The sequence below is a fragment of the Pseudomonas sp. FA-1 genome (assembly GCF_056856075.1).
This window is the reverse complement of record NZ_JBWXTH010000001.1, coordinates 524,611-543,680: the sequence shown is the minus strand read 5'-3', so window position 1 is coordinate 543,680 and position 19,070 is coordinate 524,611. Positions and strand designations below refer to the sequence as shown.

The following is a 19,070-nucleotide window of genomic DNA, read 5'->3' as shown; positions in this document are numbered from 1 at the left end:
TGCTTTGCAGCCCCCAATCCGCTTATTCACCGCGAATGTACTGCTCCAACTGCAGGATCAGGTTGGCTTGCTCGGCAATGGTTTCCTTGACCAGGTCACCGATCGACAGCAGGCCGAGCAGCTCGCCATTGCTCACTACCGGCAGGTGGCGCAGGTGGCGGTTGGTCATCAGGTTCATGCAGTACTCGAGGTTCTGCTTGGGCTCGACCGTGACCACCGGCGCGCTCATGATCTCGCGCACGGGGGTGGCGGCCGAAGAGCGACCCTTGAGCACCAGTTTGCGGGCGTAGTCGCGTTCGCTGACGATCCCCACCACCTGGTTGTCTTCTACCACCGGCAATGCGCCGATGTTTTTTTCTGCCAGCAGTTTGAGGGCGTCGAGCACCGAGTCGTCAGGGCCGATGGTGTAGACGGTCTGATGCTGTGACTTGGTCTTGAGCAATTGTTCGACGTTCTTCATACGGGCCTCTGCAGGTGGAAAAATCGATGGGTCGATTTAACTAAAGCATCCGGCATGCCGACCTGCACGGCAATGCAGGAAACGGCATCGACGCGATTGAAAAACGTCATGGCAGTCACCCCGGCATCGTCTGTTGGGGCTGCACTGGTTCTGTAGGAGTGGGCTTGTCCCGCGATCAAGGGCGAAGCCCTTGCCATGTAATCGCGTGGTCGGGCCGGCCCAATCGCGGGACAAGCCCGCTCCTACAGGAGGGAACACTTCAGAGCTTGGGCATCTGCCCGATCCGCGCGACCATCTCGCTGACGATCTGCAAATCGAGCATGAACTGCTCCACGGTCTTGAACTCGTTGTCGTTGTGCCCGGTGTACTTCACATTGGGCATGGCCAGGCCGAATTGCACCCCGTTGGGCAGGTCATGCACCGACGTCGCGCCGGCGGAGGTGCCGAACTCGTGGGGCAAGCCGAGGTTTTCGGTGGCCACGTCGAGCAGCGCCTTGACCCACTCGCCTTCCGGGTTGCGGTACATCGGCTCGTCGAGGCTGTAGTCGAAGGCCACCGAGGTATGGCTGCCACGTGCCCAGGTGCCCAGCTTGTCAGCCAGGTCGTCCTTGATCGCGGCGATCGGCTTGCCTTTCGGGATGCGCAGGTTGACTGCGAGTTTCAAGGCCTTTTGGTCGAGGCCGACGTAGGTCAGCGAGGCGGTCAACGGGCCCATGAATGTATCCTCGAAGCCCACGCCCAGCTTCTTGCCCAGATAGTCCAGGCCCCAGTTGTCGGCCGCGTAGCGGGCGGCGTCGGTGATGTGGTTGTGCTTGAGCGGCACCTGGTCACCCAGGCCATTGAGGAAGTCGAGCATGCGCGCTACCGGGTTGACCCCCGACTCCGGCTCCGAGGAGTGGGCCGAGACGCCGGTGACGGTCAGGATCACCTCCTTGCCGGCTACCTTGGCATCGATGGTGAAGTCTCCACCGTTACGCTTGACGTACTCATCGCCCGCTTTCTTCAGGCCCTCGGCCAGTGCGGCTGGGTTGTCGCCGAGCAAGGTCGCCACCGAGGTGGAGGGGATCTGGTTGGTGGCCAGCCCGCCTGTCAGCTGGGTGACTTCCGCGCCCTTGCCGGTGGCCGGACGTCGACGGAAGCTGGCCATCACGGTGCCGTAGCCTTTTTCCGCGATCACCACGGGGTAGCCGCCATCCAGGGCCAGGTTGTAGTTGGGCTTGGGGTTGCGGGCGAAATAGTAGGGGATGGCCTCGCCGGTGGTTTCCTCGGTGGTGTCCACCAGCAGCTTGAACTGGCGGGCCAGCGGCAGCTTTTCGTCCTTGGCCACTTTCAAGGCGTACAGCGCCACGACGATACCGTTCTTGTCGTCCTCGGTGCCGCGACCATACATGCGGTCGCCGACCAAGGTGACCTTGAACGGGTCCAGGCGCGTGCCATCCTCGAGCTTCCAGTTGGCCGGGTTCACCGGCACCACGTCAGCATGGGCGTGGATACCGACGACTTCCTTGTCGTTGTCACCCAGGGAGATCTCATAGACCCGGTTGTCGATGTTGCGGAAGGCCAGGCCGAAGCCCTCGGCCAGCGTCTTGATCTTGTCGGCGATCTTGAGGAACTCGGGGTTCTCATGCTGCGGCACGCCCTCGACCTGGAAGGTCGGGATGGCCACCAGTTCACGCAGGGTCTCGGTGGCGGCCTTGCCGTACTTGATGCGGGTATAGAGACCGAGCAGGCGGTTGATTTCATTCTGCTGGTCGGCGGACAGCGGCTTGCTGGCCAGGTAGGCCTTTACCGTGTCGGCGAGGTTGTCCGCCTGGGCCAGGTCGCTGTCTGCCAGCTTGCCGAGAAATTGACGGAAGCCAGCCGGGTCGCTGCCGTCGTAGGCCTTGAGGATAGCGGCCGACTGTTGTGGCGTGAGGTTGGCCTGGGCCTGGCCGGCGAACAGCCCAAGGCTGGCGAGCAGTAGCGTGGCGGTGGTGAGTTTTTTCAGGGTCATGGGTCAGCGCAGTCCTTCGCAGATCATGGGAAGTGGAGCCCGCTCCGTAGGAACGGGAAGGCATCCACGCTAACACCAATGACCTGCCTCAGGGGAGAGGCACAGTGGCACTGACGCACAAACGAAAGAGCCGGAAACTCTTCGAAGGGTTGCTCTAAATCCTTATCTGCCAGAACGGATCTTCTTGCCAATCACGCGGAAAGCCCATGGCATGCAATGGGACTTCCGGAAACTCGGCCAGTAAATCATGAAGACGACGATCCCAGCTGGTATGAGGGCTCACTTGGCGCATCAACAAGTTGAGGATGCACAAAACGGTGAATACACGAGCATGTTGACCAGGATGTTGGAGGTGCTTGGGCCAGAGGAAAGTGACGGATCTAGGCAACTCAGGACGAATCCCCAACTCTCGATTCCACAAGCGTGCATGATGGGCACAAATATTCCGAATGGTGGTGAGGGTGTGCAGCCAGGATTGCAGGAGAGGGCCGGGCAACGCCAACCGACGAGCAATAGCTTTACGATCAGCATCCCTGGCTAAGCCTTTGAACAAGTGGGAAAGGTCACCTAGAGTGATTTCTTCCATCGCAGCCCAAGCGGGCATCAGCGCCGGCGTGTCATAGCTCAGGGTGTAGTGGCGTGCATAGCTTTCCTTGCTTCTCAAGCTTTTAAGCTGCTGTTTGCGAAGCATGGGCATGCTGGATGTATCGATGCGTTGGCATTCTCGTAGATAGTCGCGGCGAGCCTTTTCTTGTTTGTCTCGTATCGCGTCGAGAAGCTCTTGGTGACGATAGCCGCGTTGGAACAGCTCGCGCTCCAAATACCAATGCGCCCCATGCGCAGGTCCCATATGGTTGCTGATTGCGGTGCGTGTCGCTACTTCAATTCGCTCGACCGCGTCGATGACCAGCAATCGTAAGCGACGATCAAAATCGTATAAGCGGGTAAGTGAGCGCAGCCTGGTTCCTGGTTTGAAACCGTGGTCCGGATCATCGGAAACCTGAAAGGGGCGCATATAGGGCGTAAGGCGAAAGAAGCTGACTGCCTCCAGAAAACAAAGCGCTTTGGTTTCGTTTTGAATAACAAGCCCGCGCCCTCTTAGCAATGCCAATTGCTCGGGAACACTAATCGCGGGCTTGAGAAAGCGCTTCATAAGGGATTGGCCAGGCAAAAAAAACCCGCTCAATTTGTGCATGGTTGCCGAGGCAACCAGAGGCATGGCGGGTGTGTTGTGGCCAAGGTTATGGAGCTGCGCCCAGTTTTGCAAGACGCTTGACGCTGCGCTGAGCGGTGGAGATGTAAACGCATCTTGCAAGGCTTCAGCACAAACGAAAAAGCCCCGGGAGATCTCCCAGGGCTTCAGGTATGGCGCACTCGGCGGGATTCGAACCCACGACCCCTGCCTTCGGAGGGCAGTACTCTATCCAGCTGAGCTACGAGTGCAACGGGGCGCATGATACCCATCTCCGGGGGTTGCGTCCATCGCCTTGATCTGTAGCTGTTTTTGCCACAAGACGGTGATGACCCCCAGCGTGGGGCGAGCCCGCTCCCACAAGGGGGGCTCAGCGAGCCCGCGATGAGCGTTGCCATAATGTTATGCGATATCGGTATTTCCCATGCCGTTCTTATGCTTGCTATTCTCTCGTCACAACTTGTTATAACAAGTCAGCCTATAGCGAAGAGAACCATGGCCGAACTGCTCCCCTTGTCCCCGGTACCGCTCTATACCCAGCTCAAGGAAGTGCTGCGCGAGCGCATCCTCGATGGCACCTACCCACCCCACAGCCGCATGCCGTCGGAAAGCGAGCTGGGCAAGGTGTTCGATGTCAGCCGTATCACCGTACGCCAGGCCCTGGGCGACCTGCAGAAGGAGGGGCTGATCTTCAAGATCCACGGCAAGGGCACCTTCGTGGCCAAGCCCAAGGCATTCCAGAACGTGACCCACCTGCAAGGGCTGGCCGAGTCCATGACGCAGATGGGCTACGAGGTGCTCAACCGGCTGCGCAGTTTCCGCCATGTGCCGGCCAGTGCACTGGTGGCGGCGCGGCTGCAGGTGGAGGAGGGCAGCCTGGTCACCGAGATCCGCCGGGTGCGCTTGATCAACCGCGAACCGGTGTCGCTGGAGCTGACCTGGTTGCCCAAGGCCGTAGGCGAGAAGCTGGAGAAAGCCGACCTGGCCACCTGCGACATCTTCCTGCTGCTGGAGAACGATTGCGGCATCCCGCTGGGCCATGCGGACCTGGCCATCGACGCGGTGCTCGCCGACCGTGACCTGACCCAGGCGCTGGAGGTCGAGGAGGGCTCGCCGATCATGCGTATCGAGCGCCTGACCCACGCCGCCGACGGCACGCCGCTGGACTTCGAACACCTCTACTACCGCGGCGATGCCTTCCAGTACCGCCTGCGCATCGACCGCCAGAAAGGAGCCAAGGCATGACCCTCGACACACGCGACTACGACATCATCGTCATCGGCGGCGGGACTGCAGGGCCCATGGCGGCGATCAAGGCCAAGGAGCAGGACAAGACCCTGCGCGTGCTGCTGCTGGAAAAAGCCAACGTCAAGCGCAGCGGTGCCATCAGCATGGGCATGGATGGCCTGAACAACGCGATCGTCCCCGGCCATGCCACGCCGGAGCAGTACACCAAGGAGATCACCGTGGCCAACGACGGCATCGTCAACCAGGCCGCCGTGCATGCCTATGCCACCCACAGCTTCGAGACCCTCGAGCAATTGGACCGCTGGGGTGTGAAGTTCGAGAAGGACGAAACCGGCGACTACGCGGTGAAGAAGGTCCACCACATGGGCGCCTACGTGCTGCCCATGCCTGAGGGCCACGACATCAAGAAAGTGCTCTATCGCCAGCTCAAGCGCGCGCGGGTCGAGATCAGCAACCGCGTGGTCTGCACCCGCGTGCTGCTGGACGCTGAAGGCGCTGCGGCCGGGGTGATGGGCTTCGACTGCCGCAGCGGCGAATTCCAGGTGATCCGCGCCAAGGCGGTGATTCTCGCCTGTGGCGCGGCCGGGCGCCTGGGCTTGCCATCGTCGGGCTACCTGATGGGCACCTACGAGAACCCGACCAATGCTGGCGACGGTTATGCCATGGCCTACCACGCCGGGGCGGAGCTGGCGAACTTGGAGTGCTTCCAGATCAACCCACTGATCAAGGACTACAACGGCCCGGCCTGCGCCTATGTCACCGGCCCTTTGGGCGGCTACACGGCCAATGGCAAGGGTGAGCGCTTCATCGAGTGCGACTACTGGAGCGGGCAGATGATGTGGGAGTTCCACCAGGAGCTGGAGGGCGGCAACGGCCCGGTGTTCCTCAAGCTCGACCACCTGGCCGAGGAAACCATCCAGGACATCGAGCAGATCCTGCACAGCAATGAACGCCCCAGCCGTGGCCAGTTCCATGCCGGGCGCGGCACCGACTATCGCCAGCACATGGTGGAGATGCACATCTCCGAGATCGGTTTCTGTTCTGGGCACTCGGCCTCGGGCGTGTGGGTCAACGAGAAGGCCGAGACCAGTGTGCAAGGCCTGTACGCTGCCGGAGACATGGCGGCGGTACCGCACAACTACATGCTGGGCGCGTTCACCTATGGCTGGTTCGCCGGGGTCAACGCTGCCCGCTACGTGGCCGGGCGCGCGCTGGCCGAGGTGGACCCGGCCCAGGTCGAGCGCGAGCGCGAGCGGGTGTTCGCCCCGCTGCGGCGTGAGCACGGCCTGCCGCCGGCCCAGGTGGAGTACAAGCTGCGGCGTATGGTCAACGACTACCTGCAGCCGCCGAAAGTGACCAAGAAGATGGAAATCGGCCTGGCGCGCTTCGCCGAGATCGAACGGGACCTATCGCAGATGAAGGCCAATAACCCCCATGAGCTGATGCGCGCCATGGAGGTGAGCGTGATCCGCGACTGCGCCGAAATGGCCGCGCGTGCCTCACTGTTCCGCGAGGAGAGCCGGTGGGGGTTGTATCACCACCGGGTCGACTTCCCCGAGCGCAACGATGGCGAGTGGTTCTGCCATTGCCATCTGAAGAAGGACGAGGCCGGGCGGATGACCAGTTTCAAGAAACCGGTGGAGCCGTACCTGATTCCCCTGGACGCCCAGGAACAGAGCGCATACGACCGGCTGCGAGTGAAGGCCGACGCCGCGTGAATGGGGCCGCTGTGCGGTCCAATCGCGGGTCAGGCCGGTTCCAGAGGCTGGCTCACCCAGGAGACACCTGTAGGAGCGGGCTTGCCCCGCGATTGGGCCGGTAGCCTTTCGACAACCAACCATGCGAACCACAGGCTTCAAGGAGCCCTGAAATGGCCTACCAACCCCAAGAAATCTTCTTTCGCAGCAACGCCCCGGTCACCATCGACGAAGACACGTGCATCGCCGAAAAAGGCTGCACCGTCTGCGTCGAGGTCTGCCCCATGGACCTGCTGGCGATCAACCCAGCCACCCAGAAGGCCTACATGGCCTTCGACGAATGCTGGTACTGCATGCCGTGCGAAAAAGACTGCCCGACAGGCGCAGTGAAGGTGGATATCCCGTACCTGCTGCGTTGACACCACGCTCACTGCCATTGGACCCCTCATAGCTGCGGATCGCGCCATGACCGAACGAACCACCGACAACCCCGACATCCACCAACTGTTGCCCCGCCTGGCTGACACCGACGCGGGGGTGCGGCGCATCGCCCTGATCGAACTGGCCGACCTGGAAGACCCGGACGGCCTGCCCTGGCTGACCGACGCCCTGCTGGTGGACAGCGACCCTGAGGTGCGCGCCGAGGCCGCGCGTTTGCTTGAAGCCTGGGAAGCACCCGAGGTGGTACAGGCGCTGTGCGCAGCTCTGGCCGACACTGCCGAGCCGGTGCGCCAGGCGGCGGCCCAGAGTCTGAGCGAGCTCAAGTCCCTGGAGACCGGCCAGCTCATCCTGCCCTGGGCCGAGCATGCCGATGGGTTCGTGCGCGCCAGCGCGCTGCGGGCGCTGCGCGAGCTGCGCCTGGAAGAGGCTGCGGCCCCTGCCTTGAGGGCGCTCGATGACGCGGAGGCTGCCGTACGCCGTGAGGCGGTGGGTATCCTCGGCTGGCTGAAACATGCGCCTGCCTTGCCGGCCCTGGCCCGGTTGGCGACCGAGGAAATGGACACCGAGGTGCGCCGCGCCGCGATCGGTGCGCTGGGGCTGGCACGTGATGCGGGTGTGCTGCCGGCGCTGGTCATGGCATTGCGCGACGAGGCCTGGCAGGTGCGCGAGGAGGCGGCCACCACGCTGGGCAAGGTCGGCCTTGGCGAGGCGGGCCCGGCCTTGGTCGAGGCGCTCGATGACGTTTACTGGCAAGTGCGCCTGCGCGCAGCCCGGGCCTTGGGTCGGCTGCGCCACGACGCGGCGCTGGAGCCCCTGGCCAGCTTGTTGGGCCACGGCATCGCGAACCTGCGCAAGGAGGCTGCCCTGGCCTTGGGCGAGCTGGGCCAGGCCCGGGCATTGCCTGCGTTGCAGGCCGCCGAAGCCGATGCCGACCCGGAGGTGCGCAAGGCCGTGCGCATTGCCTTGGCCCAGTTGCAAGGAGCGGTGTGATGGACGCGCCAAGCGCCGTGCGCAACTTGCGTGGGCAAGGCGAACTGGCGGTGCAATGGGGCGAGACCTTGCAGGTGGTCAGCCATGCGCGGCTGCGCGGTGCCTGCCCCTGTTCGCAGTGCCGGGCGGCGGCATTGCGGGGTGGGATCGCCCTGGTACGCGAAGGTGTGCGGGTGGAGCGTATCGCGTTGCAAGGGTATGGGGTACAACTGGTCTTCAGCGACGGGCATGACCGGGGCATCTACCCATGGAGCTATCTGCGCAGCCTCGGCTAGGGCTGCGCCGGCCGTCGGTCCCTACGCCATTCTTCCTTCATGACACTGGGCTAACCTGTACTGGCCTCATCGCCGGCAAGCCGGCTCCCACCTGTCCTGCACTGTTTTCAGAGACACCGCCGTACCTGTGGGAGCCGGCGTGCCGGCGGTAGGAGTGGCCACCGGTGTTCAACCGTTCGTTCTTTTTTTCGAACAGCCTATTGTCCAACACCCCAGCAGCCGCTTAGCATTCCGTTTGAGATTTCAAACGCTCGATGCCCAGGCGTTGAACACCCCTGGTGCAAGAATTCCTGATGGCGCCCCCAAGGTGCCTTTCAACAATCAATAATCAGCCCCGTCCGTGCACGGTGCTTTCAAGGGAATCCGACATGCAGCTCAAAGACGCTCAGTTGTTCCGCCAGCAAGCCTTCATCAACGGTGAGTGGCTGGACGCGGACAACGGTCAGACCATCAAGGTGACCAACCCGGCCACCGGTGAAGTCATCGGTTCCGTGCCGAAGATGGGCGCCGCCGAAACCCGCCGCGCCATCGAGGCTGCCGACAAGGCCCTGCCGGCCTGGCGCGCACTGACCGCCAAAGAGCGTGCTGGCAAGCTGCGTCGCTGGTTCGAGCTGATGATCGAGCACCAGGACGACCTGGCCCGCCTGATGACCACCGAGCAGGGCAAGCCACTGGCCGAAGCCAAGGGCGAGATCGCCTACGCCGCCTCGTTCATCGAATGGTTCGCCGAAGAAGGCAAGCGCGTCTACGGTGACGTGATTCCTGGCCACCAGCCGGACAAGCGCCTGATCGTCATCAAGCAGCCGATCGGCGTCACCGCCGCCATCACCCCGTGGAACTTCCCGGCCGCGATGATCACCCGTAAAGCCGGCCCGGCGCTGGCCGCTGGCTGCACCATGGTCCTCAAGCCTGCTTCCCAAACCCCATACTCCGCCCTGGCCCTGGTCGAGCTGGCCAACCGTGCCGGCATCCCGGCTGGCGTGCTGAGCGTGGTGACCGGCAGCGCTGGCGAAGTCGGCGGCGAGCTGACCAGCAACGCCCTGGTGCGCAAGCTGTCCTTCACCGGCTCCACCGAAATCGGTCGCCAACTGATGGAAGAATGCGCCAAGGACATCAAGAAGGTCTCCCTGGAGCTGGGCGGCAACGCGCCGTTCATCGTGTTCGACGACGCCGACCTGGACAAGGCGGTCGAGGGCGCGATCATCTCCAAGTACCGCAACAACGGCCAGACCTGCGTCTGCGCCAACCGTATCTACGTTCAGGATGGCGTCTACGACGCGTTCGCCGAGAAGCTCAAGGCCGCTGTCGCCAAGCTGAAGATCGGTAACGGCCTGGAAGAAGGCACCACTACAGGTCCGCTGATCGACGGCAAGGCTGTCGCCAAGGTCCAGGAGCACATCGAAGACGCAGTCTCCAAGGGCGCCAAGGTGCTGTCCGGCGGCAAGCTGATCGAAGGCAACTTCTTCGAGCCGACCATCCTGGTCGACGTACCGAAGAGCGCTGCCGTGGCCAAGGAAGAAACCTTCGGCCCGCTGGCTCCGCTGTTCCGCTTCAAAGACGAAGCCGAAGTCATCGCCATGTCCAACGACACCGAGTTCGGCCTGGCTTCGTACTTCTACGCCCGTGACATGAGCCGTGTGTTCCGTGTCGCCGAGGCTCTGGAGTATGGCATGGTGGGTATCAACACCGGCCTGATCTCCAACGAAGTGGCACCGTTCGGTGGCATCAAGGCCTCGGGCCTGGGCCGCGAAGGTTCCAAGTACGGCATCGAGGACTACCTCGAGATCAAGTACCTGTGCATCAGCATCTGATCACGTACTGAATTTCCCTCTGCCAGCGGGGCGCGAGAGCGACGTCTCGCTGGCCTTTTTGACACCGTAGTACCTGGTGGCCAGGGCGTTCACGACAGTCGATCAACGAATACTGTGCGTGGTCGCATCCAGCCACCCCCGAATAACAGCGCCATCTTGAGTCGGCGCGAATGAGGGCATTATGAGCAAGACCAACGAATCCTTGATGCAACGCCGTGTCAACGCCGTCCCACGTGGCGTTGGCCAGATCCACCCGATCTTCGTCGACACCGCGAAGAACTCGACCGTGATCGACGTTGAAGGCCGCGAACTGATCGACTTCGCCGGCGGCATCGCAGTACTGAACACCGGCCACCTGCACCCGAAAGTGGTTGCCGCCGTTCAAGAGCAGCTGACCAAAGTCAGCCACACCTGCTTCCAGGTTCTGGCGTACGAGCCCTACGTAGAGCTGTGTGAGAAGATCAACTCGATGGTCCCGGGCGACTTCGCCAAGAAGACCCTGCTGGTCTCCACCGGTTCCGAAGCCGTCGAGAACGCCGTGAAGATCGCCCGTGCCGCCACTGGCCGTGCCGGCGTGATCGCCTTCACCGGCGGCTACCACGGCCGCACCATGATGACCCTGGGCCTGACCGGCAAGGTCGTGCCTTACTCCGCTGGCATGGGCCTGATGCCAGGCGGCATCTTCCGCGCCCTGTTCCCGAGCGAACTGCACGGCATCAGCGTTGACGACGCTATCGCCTCGGTCGAGCGCATCTTCAAGAACGACGCCGAGCCACGCGACATCGCTGCCATCATTCTCGAGCCGGTACAAGGCGAAGGCGGCTTCCTGCCAGCGCCGAAAGAGTTGATGAAGCGCCTGCGCGCCCTGTGCGACCAGCACGGCATCCTGCTGATCGCCGACGAAGTCCAGACCGGTGCTGGCCGTACCGGCACCTTCTTCGCCATGGAGCAGATGGGCGTCGCGCCTGACCTGACCACCTTCGCCAAGTCCATCGCCGGCGGCTTCCCGCTGGCCGGTGTGTGCGGCAAGGCCGAGTACATGGACGCCATCGCCCCGGGCGGCCTGGGCGGCACCTACGCCGGTTCGCCGATCGCGTGCGCCGCGGCCCTGGCCGTCATCAAGGTGTTCGAAGAAGAGAAACTGCTGGACCGCAGCAAGGCTGTGGGCGAGCGCCTGACCACCGGCCTGCGCAAGATCCAGGAAAAGCACCCGATCATCGGTGATGTCCGCGGCCTGGGCTCGATGATTGCTGTGGAAGTCTTCGAGAAAGGCACCCACACCCCGAACGCTGCCGCAGTCGCCCAGGTTGTGGCCAAGGCGCGTGACAAGGGCCTGATCCTGCTGTCTTGCGGCACCTACGGCAACGTCCTGCGTATCCTGGTTCCGCTGACCGCGGAAGATGCGCTGCTGGACAAGGGCCTGGCGATCATCGAAGAGTGCTTCGCCGAGCTCGCCTGAATGTGACAGGCGTCAGAAAAAAACCCGCTTCGGCGGGTTTTTTTTATGCCCAATACCGGAGCGGAACGCTATCGTTGTGCCATGGATTCGCTTGGATGCTGCGACGGATCGCATGTAAAGGATTGCCAGGAGTCGCCGATGAGCGCTGCAACCCCCACCCCGCCTTGTGTCCTGATCGCCGAAGGCGATCCCTGGGTGCGCGACATGCTCCGCGAGATGCTGCTCAGCGTGCGTTGCGATGCACGCCTGCAGGTCTGCGCCGATGGCCCGGAGGCCCTGGCCGCGCTGGCGAGCAAGCCCGACCTGATCATCGCCGCCCGTGAGCTGGCCGGTGTCGATGGCCTCGACCTGCTGCGCAACGTGCGGGCCAAGGGGCACAAGCCCGCGCTGCCGTTCATCCTGATGAGCGAACGCAACGACAGCGCCAGCGTGCATGAAGTGCTGCCGTTGCACCCCACGGCCTACCTGAGCAAACCCTTGGACCTGGACTCGCTGCGTCAGCGCCTGGAGAAACTGCTGCTGGACGTCGGCGAACAGATCGCCTGCCCGGTGGCCCCATTGCCGCCGGGGATCACATTGGCGGCCTACCTGGAGCAACGCCGCGTCAGTGCCGATGGCGGCCCGCTGTTCGCCGATGTGCAGGTGGCGATCAAACGTGCACTCGATCCCCATGGGCTGGACCTCAAGCTGCTCGAGCAGGAGCTGCGCAACGACCCGCAGATCACCGCGGTATTGATCGCTGCTGCCAACAGCGCCGCCCTGCACAGTGAAATACCGGTGCAGACCCTGTTGCAGGCCTTGGGCAAGCTGGGCAGTACCCAGAGCATGAACCTGATCCTGGGCCTGACCCTCAAGCGCAGCGCGCGGCTGAGCGACCCGATGCTGGCCGACCCTGCGGCCCGTTACTGGGACCTCTCGCTGCACACCGCCGAATATGCGCGCAGCCTGGCGCGCCTGCTGGAACTGGAAGAAGAGCGGTGCTATTGCGCAGGGTTGCTGCATTGCTTGGGTGATCTGGCGGTGCTGCGTTGCCTGCAGGAGTGGCGCCTGGCCGGCGGCGACCTAGACGAGGGCCAGGTGCAACGAGCGCTCGGCGAATACGGCGCCGCCTTCGGCTCGGCGCTGCGCACGCGCTGGCGTTTGCCGTTGGGGCTGCGCGAACTGATCGCGGCGATCTACCAGCTGGGCGGCGGGGTGTATTCGCGGGAGATCCTGGCCATGAACCTGGCCGGTCAGTTGTCGCGGCTGCCGGCCGGGCAGGGGCTGGAGAAGGTGGCCAGCAACAAGACGGCGCGATTGCTCAAGCTGGGGTTGGCGGAGTTGAGCCGGCTGCGCAAGGTCGAGGGCTGAATGTCAGGAATCTATGCCCGAACGATCTGGTTCTTGCCCTGGCGCTTGGCCTGGTACATGGCCGCATCGGCGCGGGCGAACAGGGCGTCGATGCTGTCGTCTTCATCGGTCAGCCCGGTCACGCCCTGGCTGACCGTGACGCCATAGGTTTCCGGCCCATGGTTGAAACGCTGGCGTTGGATCTCCCGTTGCAGGCGGTCGGCGATCTGTTCGGCGATTTCGGCGGTGCAACCGGGAAACACGGCGGCGAATTCCTCGCCACCGATGCGCCCGAACAAATCACCCCGGCGTAGTACGGCGCGGCCGCTGTCGGCGATGCGCTGCAGCACCTGGTCGCCTTCCTGGTGGCCGTAGCTGTCATTGATGCGCTTGAAGTCGTCGATATCCAACAACAGGAAGGCCAGGGGCGTGCCTTCCTCGCGGGCGGTTTCCAATGCCTGCCGGGCGCACTCGAAGAAGTGCCGGCGGTTGCTGCTCTGGGTCAGCACATCGGTGGTGGCCAGGCGCTGCAGCTCGCCTTCGAGCTGTTTCTTCTCGGTGATGTCCTCGGCGATGCCGACGATGATCACCCGCTGGTCCGCCTCGCGCTGCTGGTTGACGTAGCATTTGTCGCTCAGCCAGCGTATCTCGCCGGCCGCATTGATGATCCGGTACTCACGGTTTTCCACCGCGCCATGGAGCAGCACCTGGGCCAGGCTGTGCTCGGCGTATTCGAGATCATCGGGGTAGATGCTGTCGCGCCACTCGTTGTAGTCGGCCAGCACCAAGCTGGCGGGGCGGCCGAAAATGCGTTCGTAGGCGGGGCTTACATAGAGCACCTGGTGGGTTTCCCAGTCGAAGGCCCAGAGCACGGCATTGACGCTGTCGAGCAGGGAACTGTAGAGCTGCTCGCGTTCGCTCAGGCGGGCGACCTCGCCCTGGGCATGGAGCAGGGCGAGCAGGGTTTGGGCGGTTTCCGGCGGTGCAGTGCCGGGTAAGGTTGGAGTGAGGTCTTTGGCCATGAGCACGGAGTGGTTCTCGGCATTGAAGCGTGCGGCCACGATCCGGCCCGCCACGCGGGCGATATGCCGGGTTTGAGTCGGGAACAGGCGGCGAAGTTCCGGGCGGCACGCCCCGGTGCAGGGCGTGCCGATCAACGGCGATCAGGCCCCGGTAGGGCGCAGGGAATAGGTCTTGAGTTGGCCGGCGAAGTCGCGCAGGGCGTGGATGCCGCTGGCCTCGGCCTCGTGTACCCAATCCTTCATGGCGGCCAGCATGTCGTGGCCGTTGGCGCTGGTGCGGGCCCAGATCTGCTGCAGGGCCAGGCGCTTCTCATAGATGGTCTTGAGTGCCTGGCTATGGGCGAGCATGGACTCGATGCGTACGTGATGACGGTCTTGCAGCAGGCTGGTTTCACGCGACAGCAGGCGTTTGGCGTGGCGCAGGCGATGGCGCACCGATGCGTCGACCCGCGCCAGTTCCTGCTTGACCAAAGGCGCGATGACCAGCTTGCGGTACTGGGCCATGATCTGGAAACGGTTGTTGAGGATCGCCATGGCGGTGTCCATGTCCAGGTGCGCCTTGCCTGCGACCCGGTGGGCGATGGGGGCCACACGCTGCACCTTGGCCAGGCGCAGCAGGCACAGCAGGCGGATCCACATCCAGCCCATGTCGAATTCCCAGCGCTTGACCGAGAGCTTGGCCGAGTTGGGGTAGGTGTGGTGGTTGTTGTGCAGCTCCTCGCCACCGATCACGATGCCCCAGGGCACCAGGTTGGTGGCGGCGTCGCGGCATTCGAAGTTGCGGTAGCCCAGCGCGTGGCCCAGGCCGTTGACCACGCCGGCAGCCCAGAACGGAATCCACATCATCTGGATCGCCCAGATGGTGATGCCGATGGTGCCGAACAGCAGCAGGTCGATGGCTGCCATCAGCGCGATGCCACCGAACTTGTAGCGCGAGTAGAGGTTGCGCTCGACCCAGTCGTCCGGGCAGTTCTTGCCGTAGATGCGCAGGGTCTCGGGGTTGCGCGCCTCCTCGCGGTACAGCTCGGCGCCCTTGCGTAGCACCGTACCCAGGCCTTTGTGCACGGGGCTGTGCGGGTCGTCGGGGGTTTCGCACTTGGCGTGGTGCTTGCGGTGCACGGCCGTCCATTCACGGGTGTTCTGCGCAGTGGTCAGCCACAGCCAGAAGCGGAAGAAGTGCTTGAGACCGGCGTTGAGCTCCAGCGCGCGGTGGGCGGAATAGCGATGCAGGTAAAGGGTGACGCTGATGATCGTCACGTGGGTCATCAGCAGAGTGACGCCGACCAGTTGCCAGGCCGACAAGTCGAGCAGACCGTAGTACCACATAGGTGTAGAAACCCTCGAAAAAACAGGGGAACAGCGCTGGCATTATCCCTGGGTGGCGAAATAAAACCAGTCGACCTTTCCGCGAGCAAGTCACGGCATGTTTCAGCCTTTATAATGCCCCATTATTTTTCATGGGCTTACCCACCCGACATGTCTGTTTCCGTTCGCGACGCCTTGCGCATGGCTGCGTTGTACCTGGTGTTCTCGATGCTCTGGCTGGTGGCGTCCGAGCACGTGTTGCAGGGTTTGTTCCTGGACCCGCAGTTGCTGGCGGCAGGGCGCACGGCCAACGTATTCGTGTGGGTGCTGGTCAGCGCCGCGCTGATCTTCGTCTCGCGGGCCCGCTTGCTCAAATTCATTGGCATCGGCGCCCGCCTGCGCAGCGAGGACCGCGAACGCCTGCGCATGGCCGCTGCGGTATTCGACAGTACCCTCGAAGGCGTGCTGGTGACCGACAGCAGTGGCCTGATCGTGCACGTCAACCGTGCTTTCATGCGCATCACCGGCTACAGCCGGGACGAAGTGATCGGCCAGCGCCCGAGCAAGTTCAAGTCCGGCCGCCATGGCGCGGGGTTCTATCAGCAGATCTATGCCGCGCTGGCGGAAAAGGGCGAGTGGAGCGGGGAGATCTGGAACCGGCGCAAGAGCGGTGAAATCTACCCGCAATGGCAGACCATCTGTGCCATCCGCGACGACAGCGGTGCCCTCAGCCACTATGTGGCGGTGTTCAGCGACATCAGTGCGATCAAGCACTCCGAACAGGAGCTGGCCTACCTGGCGCACCACGACCCGCTGACGGGCCTGCCCAACCGCCTGCTGTTCAGCGACCGTGCCGAGCAAGCCCTTGCCAATGCCCAGGCCAGCAAGCGCGGCTGCGCGTTGCTGCTGCTGGACCTCGACCATTTCCAGAGCATCAACGATGGCCTCGGTCATACCGTGGGCGACCAGTTGCTCAAGCTGGTGGGCGAGCGCCTGCGCGAAACCGTGGGCAGTGGCGTGACTCTGGCGCGCCTGGGGGGTGACGAATTCGGTGTGCTGGCCGAGGGCTGCGAGCAGGTGGGGCAGGCAGCGACCTTGGCCCAGGCCCTGTTGGAGCGTATGCGCGAGCCGTTCGTCTTCGACGACCATCGCTTGTTCGTTGGTGTCAGTATCGGCATCAGCCTGTTCCCCAGCGATGCGCAGAGCGCCGCGCAACTGCTGCGCAACGCTGACGCGGCACTGGGCAAGGCCAAGCACAACGGCCGCGGCTGCTATGCGTTGTACACCGAAGAGCTGACCGCCCATGCCCAGCACCGGGTCGAGACCGCCGGTGAGCTGCGCAGGGCCCTGGAGCAACAGGAACTGCGAGTGTTCTACCAGCCGGTGCACGACCTGTTCAGCGGGCAGATGGTCGGCGTCGAGGCGCTGGTACGCTGGGAGCACCCCACCCGCGGGCTGGTGTCGCCGGGGGAGTTCATTCCCATCGCCGAGCGTACCGGCCTGATCGCCGAGATCGATGCCTGGGTGCTGCGCCAGTCGTGCCGGCAGATGGTGCAGTGGCAGCGTGAAGGGCGCCAGTTGCGCTTCGTTGCGGTGAACATCTCCGCCCGGCTGTTCGGCCAGCGTGAGCTGTACCGGCAGGTGGCCGAGGTGCTGCATGACACCGGGCTGGATCCGGCGCTGCTGGAGTTGGAAGTCACCGAGAGCGCGGTGATGGAGGACCCGGAAGTGGCGCTCGAACAGCTGCACCGGCTGCGTGAGCTGGGGCTGAACCTGGCCATCGACGACTTTGGAACCGGCTACTCGTCGTTGCTGCGGCTCAAGCGCCTGCCGGTGCAGAAGCTCAAGATCGACCAGGGCTTCGTCGCCGGGCTGCCTGAGGACGAGGACGACATCGCCATCGTGCGGGTGATCATCGCCCTGGCCCGAAGCATGGGTATGCAGGTGCATGCCGAAGGGATCGAACAGGCCGAGCAGGCACGGTTCCTGTTGGAGCAGCAATGCGATGTGGGGCAGGGGTATTGGTTCGGGCGACCGGTGCCGGCGGGGGACTTGCGCTGGGGTTGAACGCGATCGACTGCGCTCCCACATAGTGGTTCCAAGTGACCTAACGCTTGTTCAACCCCTTGGCCAGCCGGTCGCCACCCAGCTGGATTACCGCTACCAGCGCCACCAGCATGGCGATCACGGTCAGCATGATCTGGCTGTCGAATCGCTGGTACCCATACCGGTAGGCGATATCGCCCAGCCCACCGGCACCAATGGCACCGGCCATGGCCGAGGAGTTGATCAGCGTCACCAGGGTGATGGTGAAGCCACCGACGATACCCGGCAGCGCCTCGGGCAGCAGCACATGCCAGACGATGTGCCAGCGCCGGCAGCCCATGGCCTGGGCGGCCTCCACCAAGCCATGGTCGACCTCGCGCAGGCTCACCTCGGCGATACGGGCGAAGAACGGCGTGGCGGCGATGGTCAGAGGTACCACCGCGGCCCACACACCGTAGGTGGTGCCGACCACCAGGCGGGTGAAGGGGATCAGCGCGACCATCAGGATCAGGAACGGGATCGAGCGGAACAGGTTGACGATGGCGCCCAGCGTGCGGTTCAACGTCGGGGCCTCGAAGATTCCGCCCTTGTCGCTGGTCACCAGGAACACCGCCATCGGTACGCCGACCAGCAGGACCACCAGCGATGACACACCCACCATCAGCAAGGTATCGAGCAAGCCTTCGAGCAGGCGATCAAACCACATAGCCCAGTACCTCCGCGTCCTCGGCCCAGCTGCGGGCACGTTCGAGCAAGTGCGACACCTCATGGGGCGAGTCCTGAACCGACAGGATCAACTGCCCCAGGGCATGGACACCGATGGTCTCGATGCCGCCTTGGAGCAGGCGCACCCGGCCGCCGAGGTCGGCGAACAGGTCCGACAGCGCCGGCTCGCCCAGCAGGCTCAGGCGCAGCACCACGGCAGCGCCTTTCCCAGGTTCCGGGCGTAGGCTGGCCTGCAGCGCGGCAGGCAGCCTGGCTTGCAAGGGCGCCAGCAGGGTTCGGGTCACCTCGTGTCGGGGGGTACCGAAAACCCGCCAGACTTCGCCCTGCTCGACCACCTCGCCGCGTTCGAGTACCACGACCCGGTGGCAGATATCGCGGATCACCGCCATTTCATGGGTGATCAGCACCACGGTCAGGCCTAGGCGCTGGTTGATGTCGCGCAACAGCTCGAGGATCGAGGCAGTGGTTTCCGGGTCCAGGGCCGAGGTGGCTTCGTCGCACAACAGGATCTCGGGGTCGTGCACCAGCGCGCGGGCGATGCCGACACGCTGTTTCTGCCCGCCGGACAGTTGCGCCGGGTATACGTCGTGCTTGTGCGCCAGGCCCACCAGCTCCAGCAGTTCACGCACCTTGCGGTGGCGCTCGGCCTGAGGCACGCCGGCCACCTTCAGGGGCAGCTCGATGTTCTGCCAGACCGTCTTGGCCGACATCAGGTTGAAGTGCTGGAAGATCATGCCGATGCGCCGGCGCAGGGCGACCAGCCGCTGTTCGTCGAACGCGGCGATGTCCACCTGGTCGATCAACACCCGGCCCTGGCTGGGCTGTTCCAGGCGGTTGATGGTGCGCAGCAAGGACGACTTGCCGGCACCACTGCGGCCGATGATGCCGAAGATCTCGCCGCGGCGGATGTTCAGGTCGATGCCGTGCAGGGCGGGCTGGTCCTGCCCTGGGTAGGTCTTGCCCAGGCCGATGAAGCGCACATGGGCTTCGTTGACCTCCGGGCGTAGAGCCTGCTGGCGGGCCAGGGGCGGCGAAAGGTTCGAAAGGGGCGCCCCGAGGGCGTTGGCGCTGCTCAT

General features: G+C 63.9%; 16 protein-coding genes and 1 tRNA gene. 9 read left to right on the top strand and 8 right to left on the bottom strand.

Annotation, left to right across the window (positions count from 1 at the left end; translation table 11 throughout):
• Nucleotides 1-22 precede the first annotated feature (22 nt).
• The 4 genes from AC1MHZ_RS02470 to AC1MHZ_RS02455 form a co-directional block, all read right to left on the bottom strand.
• Complete coding sequence (locus AC1MHZ_RS02470) at nt 23-460, bottom strand: CBS domain-containing protein (protein WP_084855411.1); 438 nt, start codon at nt 458-460, stop codon at nt 23-25.
• Nucleotides 461-719: 259 nt separating this feature from the next.
• Entirely contained in the window at nt 720-2,453 is a 1,734-nt protein-coding gene (locus AC1MHZ_RS02465) for a dipeptidase (protein WP_465001561.1), read from the bottom strand.
• Between the two features lie 154 nt (nt 2,454-2,607).
• Nucleotides 2,608-3,606 (bottom strand): Abi family protein, encoded by a 999-nt coding sequence (locus AC1MHZ_RS02460; protein WP_482965991.1) that lies wholly within the window; start codon nt 3,604-3,606, stop codon nt 2,608-2,610.
• 213 nt (nt 3,607-3,819) lie between these two features.
• Nucleotides 3,820-3,896: transfer RNA gene (locus tag AC1MHZ_RS02455), tRNA-Arg, on the bottom strand.
• A gap of 244 nt (nt 3,897-4,140) precedes the next feature.
• Between AC1MHZ_RS02455 and AC1MHZ_RS02450 the strand changes: the two genes are divergently transcribed.
• The 8 genes from AC1MHZ_RS02450 (at nt 4,141) to AC1MHZ_RS02415 (ending at nt 12,916) form a co-directional block, all read left to right on the top strand.
• Nucleotides 4,141-4,890 carry a GntR family transcriptional regulator gene (locus AC1MHZ_RS02450; RefSeq protein ID WP_084853613.1) on the top strand — a complete coding sequence of 250 codons (750 nt, stop codon included), beginning with the start codon at nt 4,141-4,143 and terminating at the stop codon, nt 4,888-4,890.
• Nucleotides 4,887-6,611, top strand: a complete 1,725-nt coding sequence (locus AC1MHZ_RS02445) for a fumarate reductase/succinate dehydrogenase flavoprotein subunit (protein ID WP_084853615.1) — start codon at nt 4,887-4,889, stop codon at nt 6,609-6,611. Before AC1MHZ_RS02450 ends, AC1MHZ_RS02445 begins: the two co-directional genes overlap by 4 nt.
• Nucleotides 6,612-6,763: 152 nt before the next feature.
• Complete coding sequence (locus AC1MHZ_RS02440) at nt 6,764-7,009, top strand: 4Fe-4S dicluster domain-containing protein (protein ID WP_482965990.1); 246 nt, start codon at nt 6,764-6,766, stop codon at nt 7,007-7,009.
• A 46-nt stretch (nt 7,010-7,055) separates the two neighbouring features.
• Nucleotides 7,056-8,021, top strand: coding sequence for a HEAT repeat domain-containing protein (locus AC1MHZ_RS02435; RefSeq protein WP_482965989.1), 966 nt, complete (start codon nt 7,056-7,058; stop codon nt 8,019-8,021).
• Complete coding sequence (locus AC1MHZ_RS02430; protein WP_084853618.1) at nt 8,021-8,296, top strand: DUF971 domain-containing protein; 276 nt, start codon at nt 8,021-8,023, stop codon at nt 8,294-8,296. Before AC1MHZ_RS02435 ends, AC1MHZ_RS02430 begins: the two co-directional genes overlap by 1 nt.
• Nucleotides 8,297-8,664: 368 nt before the next feature.
• Nucleotides 8,665-10,107, top strand: coding sequence for an NADP-dependent succinate-semialdehyde dehydrogenase (gene gabD, locus AC1MHZ_RS02425; protein ID WP_084853620.1), 1,443 nt, complete (start codon nt 8,665-8,667; stop codon nt 10,105-10,107).
• Between the two features lie 181 nt (nt 10,108-10,288).
• Nucleotides 10,289-11,566, top strand: a complete 1,278-nt coding sequence (gabT, locus tag AC1MHZ_RS02420) for a 4-aminobutyrate--2-oxoglutarate transaminase (RefSeq protein WP_084853622.1) — start codon at nt 10,289-10,291, stop codon at nt 11,564-11,566.
• 138 nt (nt 11,567-11,704) lie between these two features.
• On the top strand, nt 11,705-12,916 hold the full coding sequence (locus tag AC1MHZ_RS02415; RefSeq protein ID WP_482965988.1) for an HDOD domain-containing protein: 1,212 nt from the start codon (nt 11,705-11,707) through the stop codon (nt 12,914-12,916).
• A gap of 11 nt (nt 12,917-12,927) precedes the next feature.
• On the opposite strand, the gene AC1MHZ_RS02410 is transcribed toward AC1MHZ_RS02415, so the two are convergent.
• Both AC1MHZ_RS02410 and desA read right to left on the bottom strand, forming a co-directional pair.
• Nucleotides 12,928-13,959, bottom strand: coding sequence for a GGDEF domain-containing protein (locus AC1MHZ_RS02410; protein ID WP_482966035.1), 1,032 nt, complete (start codon nt 13,957-13,959; stop codon nt 12,928-12,930).
• Nucleotides 13,960-14,058: 99 nt separating this feature from the next.
• Nucleotides 14,059-15,243 carry a delta-9 fatty acid desaturase DesA gene (desA, locus tag AC1MHZ_RS02405; protein ID WP_324816404.1) on the bottom strand — a complete coding sequence of 395 codons (1,185 nt, stop codon included), beginning with the start codon at nt 15,241-15,243 and terminating at the stop codon, nt 14,059-14,061.
• 150 nt (nt 15,244-15,393) lie between these two features.
• Between desA and dibA the strand changes: the two genes are divergently transcribed.
• Nucleotides 15,394-17,289 (top strand): phosphodiesterase DibA, encoded by a 1,896-nt coding sequence (gene dibA / locus AC1MHZ_RS02400; protein ID WP_324818138.1) that lies wholly within the window; start codon nt 15,394-15,396, stop codon nt 17,287-17,289.
• Between the two features lie 40 nt (nt 17,290-17,329).
• Here the strand turns inward: dibA and AC1MHZ_RS02395 are convergent, their stop codons facing one another.
• The gene (locus AC1MHZ_RS02395) at nt 17,330-17,974 is read right to left on the bottom strand and encodes a methionine ABC transporter permease (protein ID WP_482965987.1); all 645 of its coding nucleotides are present in this window, start codon (nt 17,972-17,974) and stop codon (nt 17,330-17,332) included.
• Nucleotides 17,964-19,070, bottom strand: coding sequence for a methionine ABC transporter ATP-binding protein (locus AC1MHZ_RS02390; protein ID WP_324818135.1), 1,107 nt, complete (start codon nt 19,068-19,070; stop codon nt 17,964-17,966). The genes AC1MHZ_RS02395 and AC1MHZ_RS02390 overlap by 11 nt, the downstream gene beginning before the upstream one ends.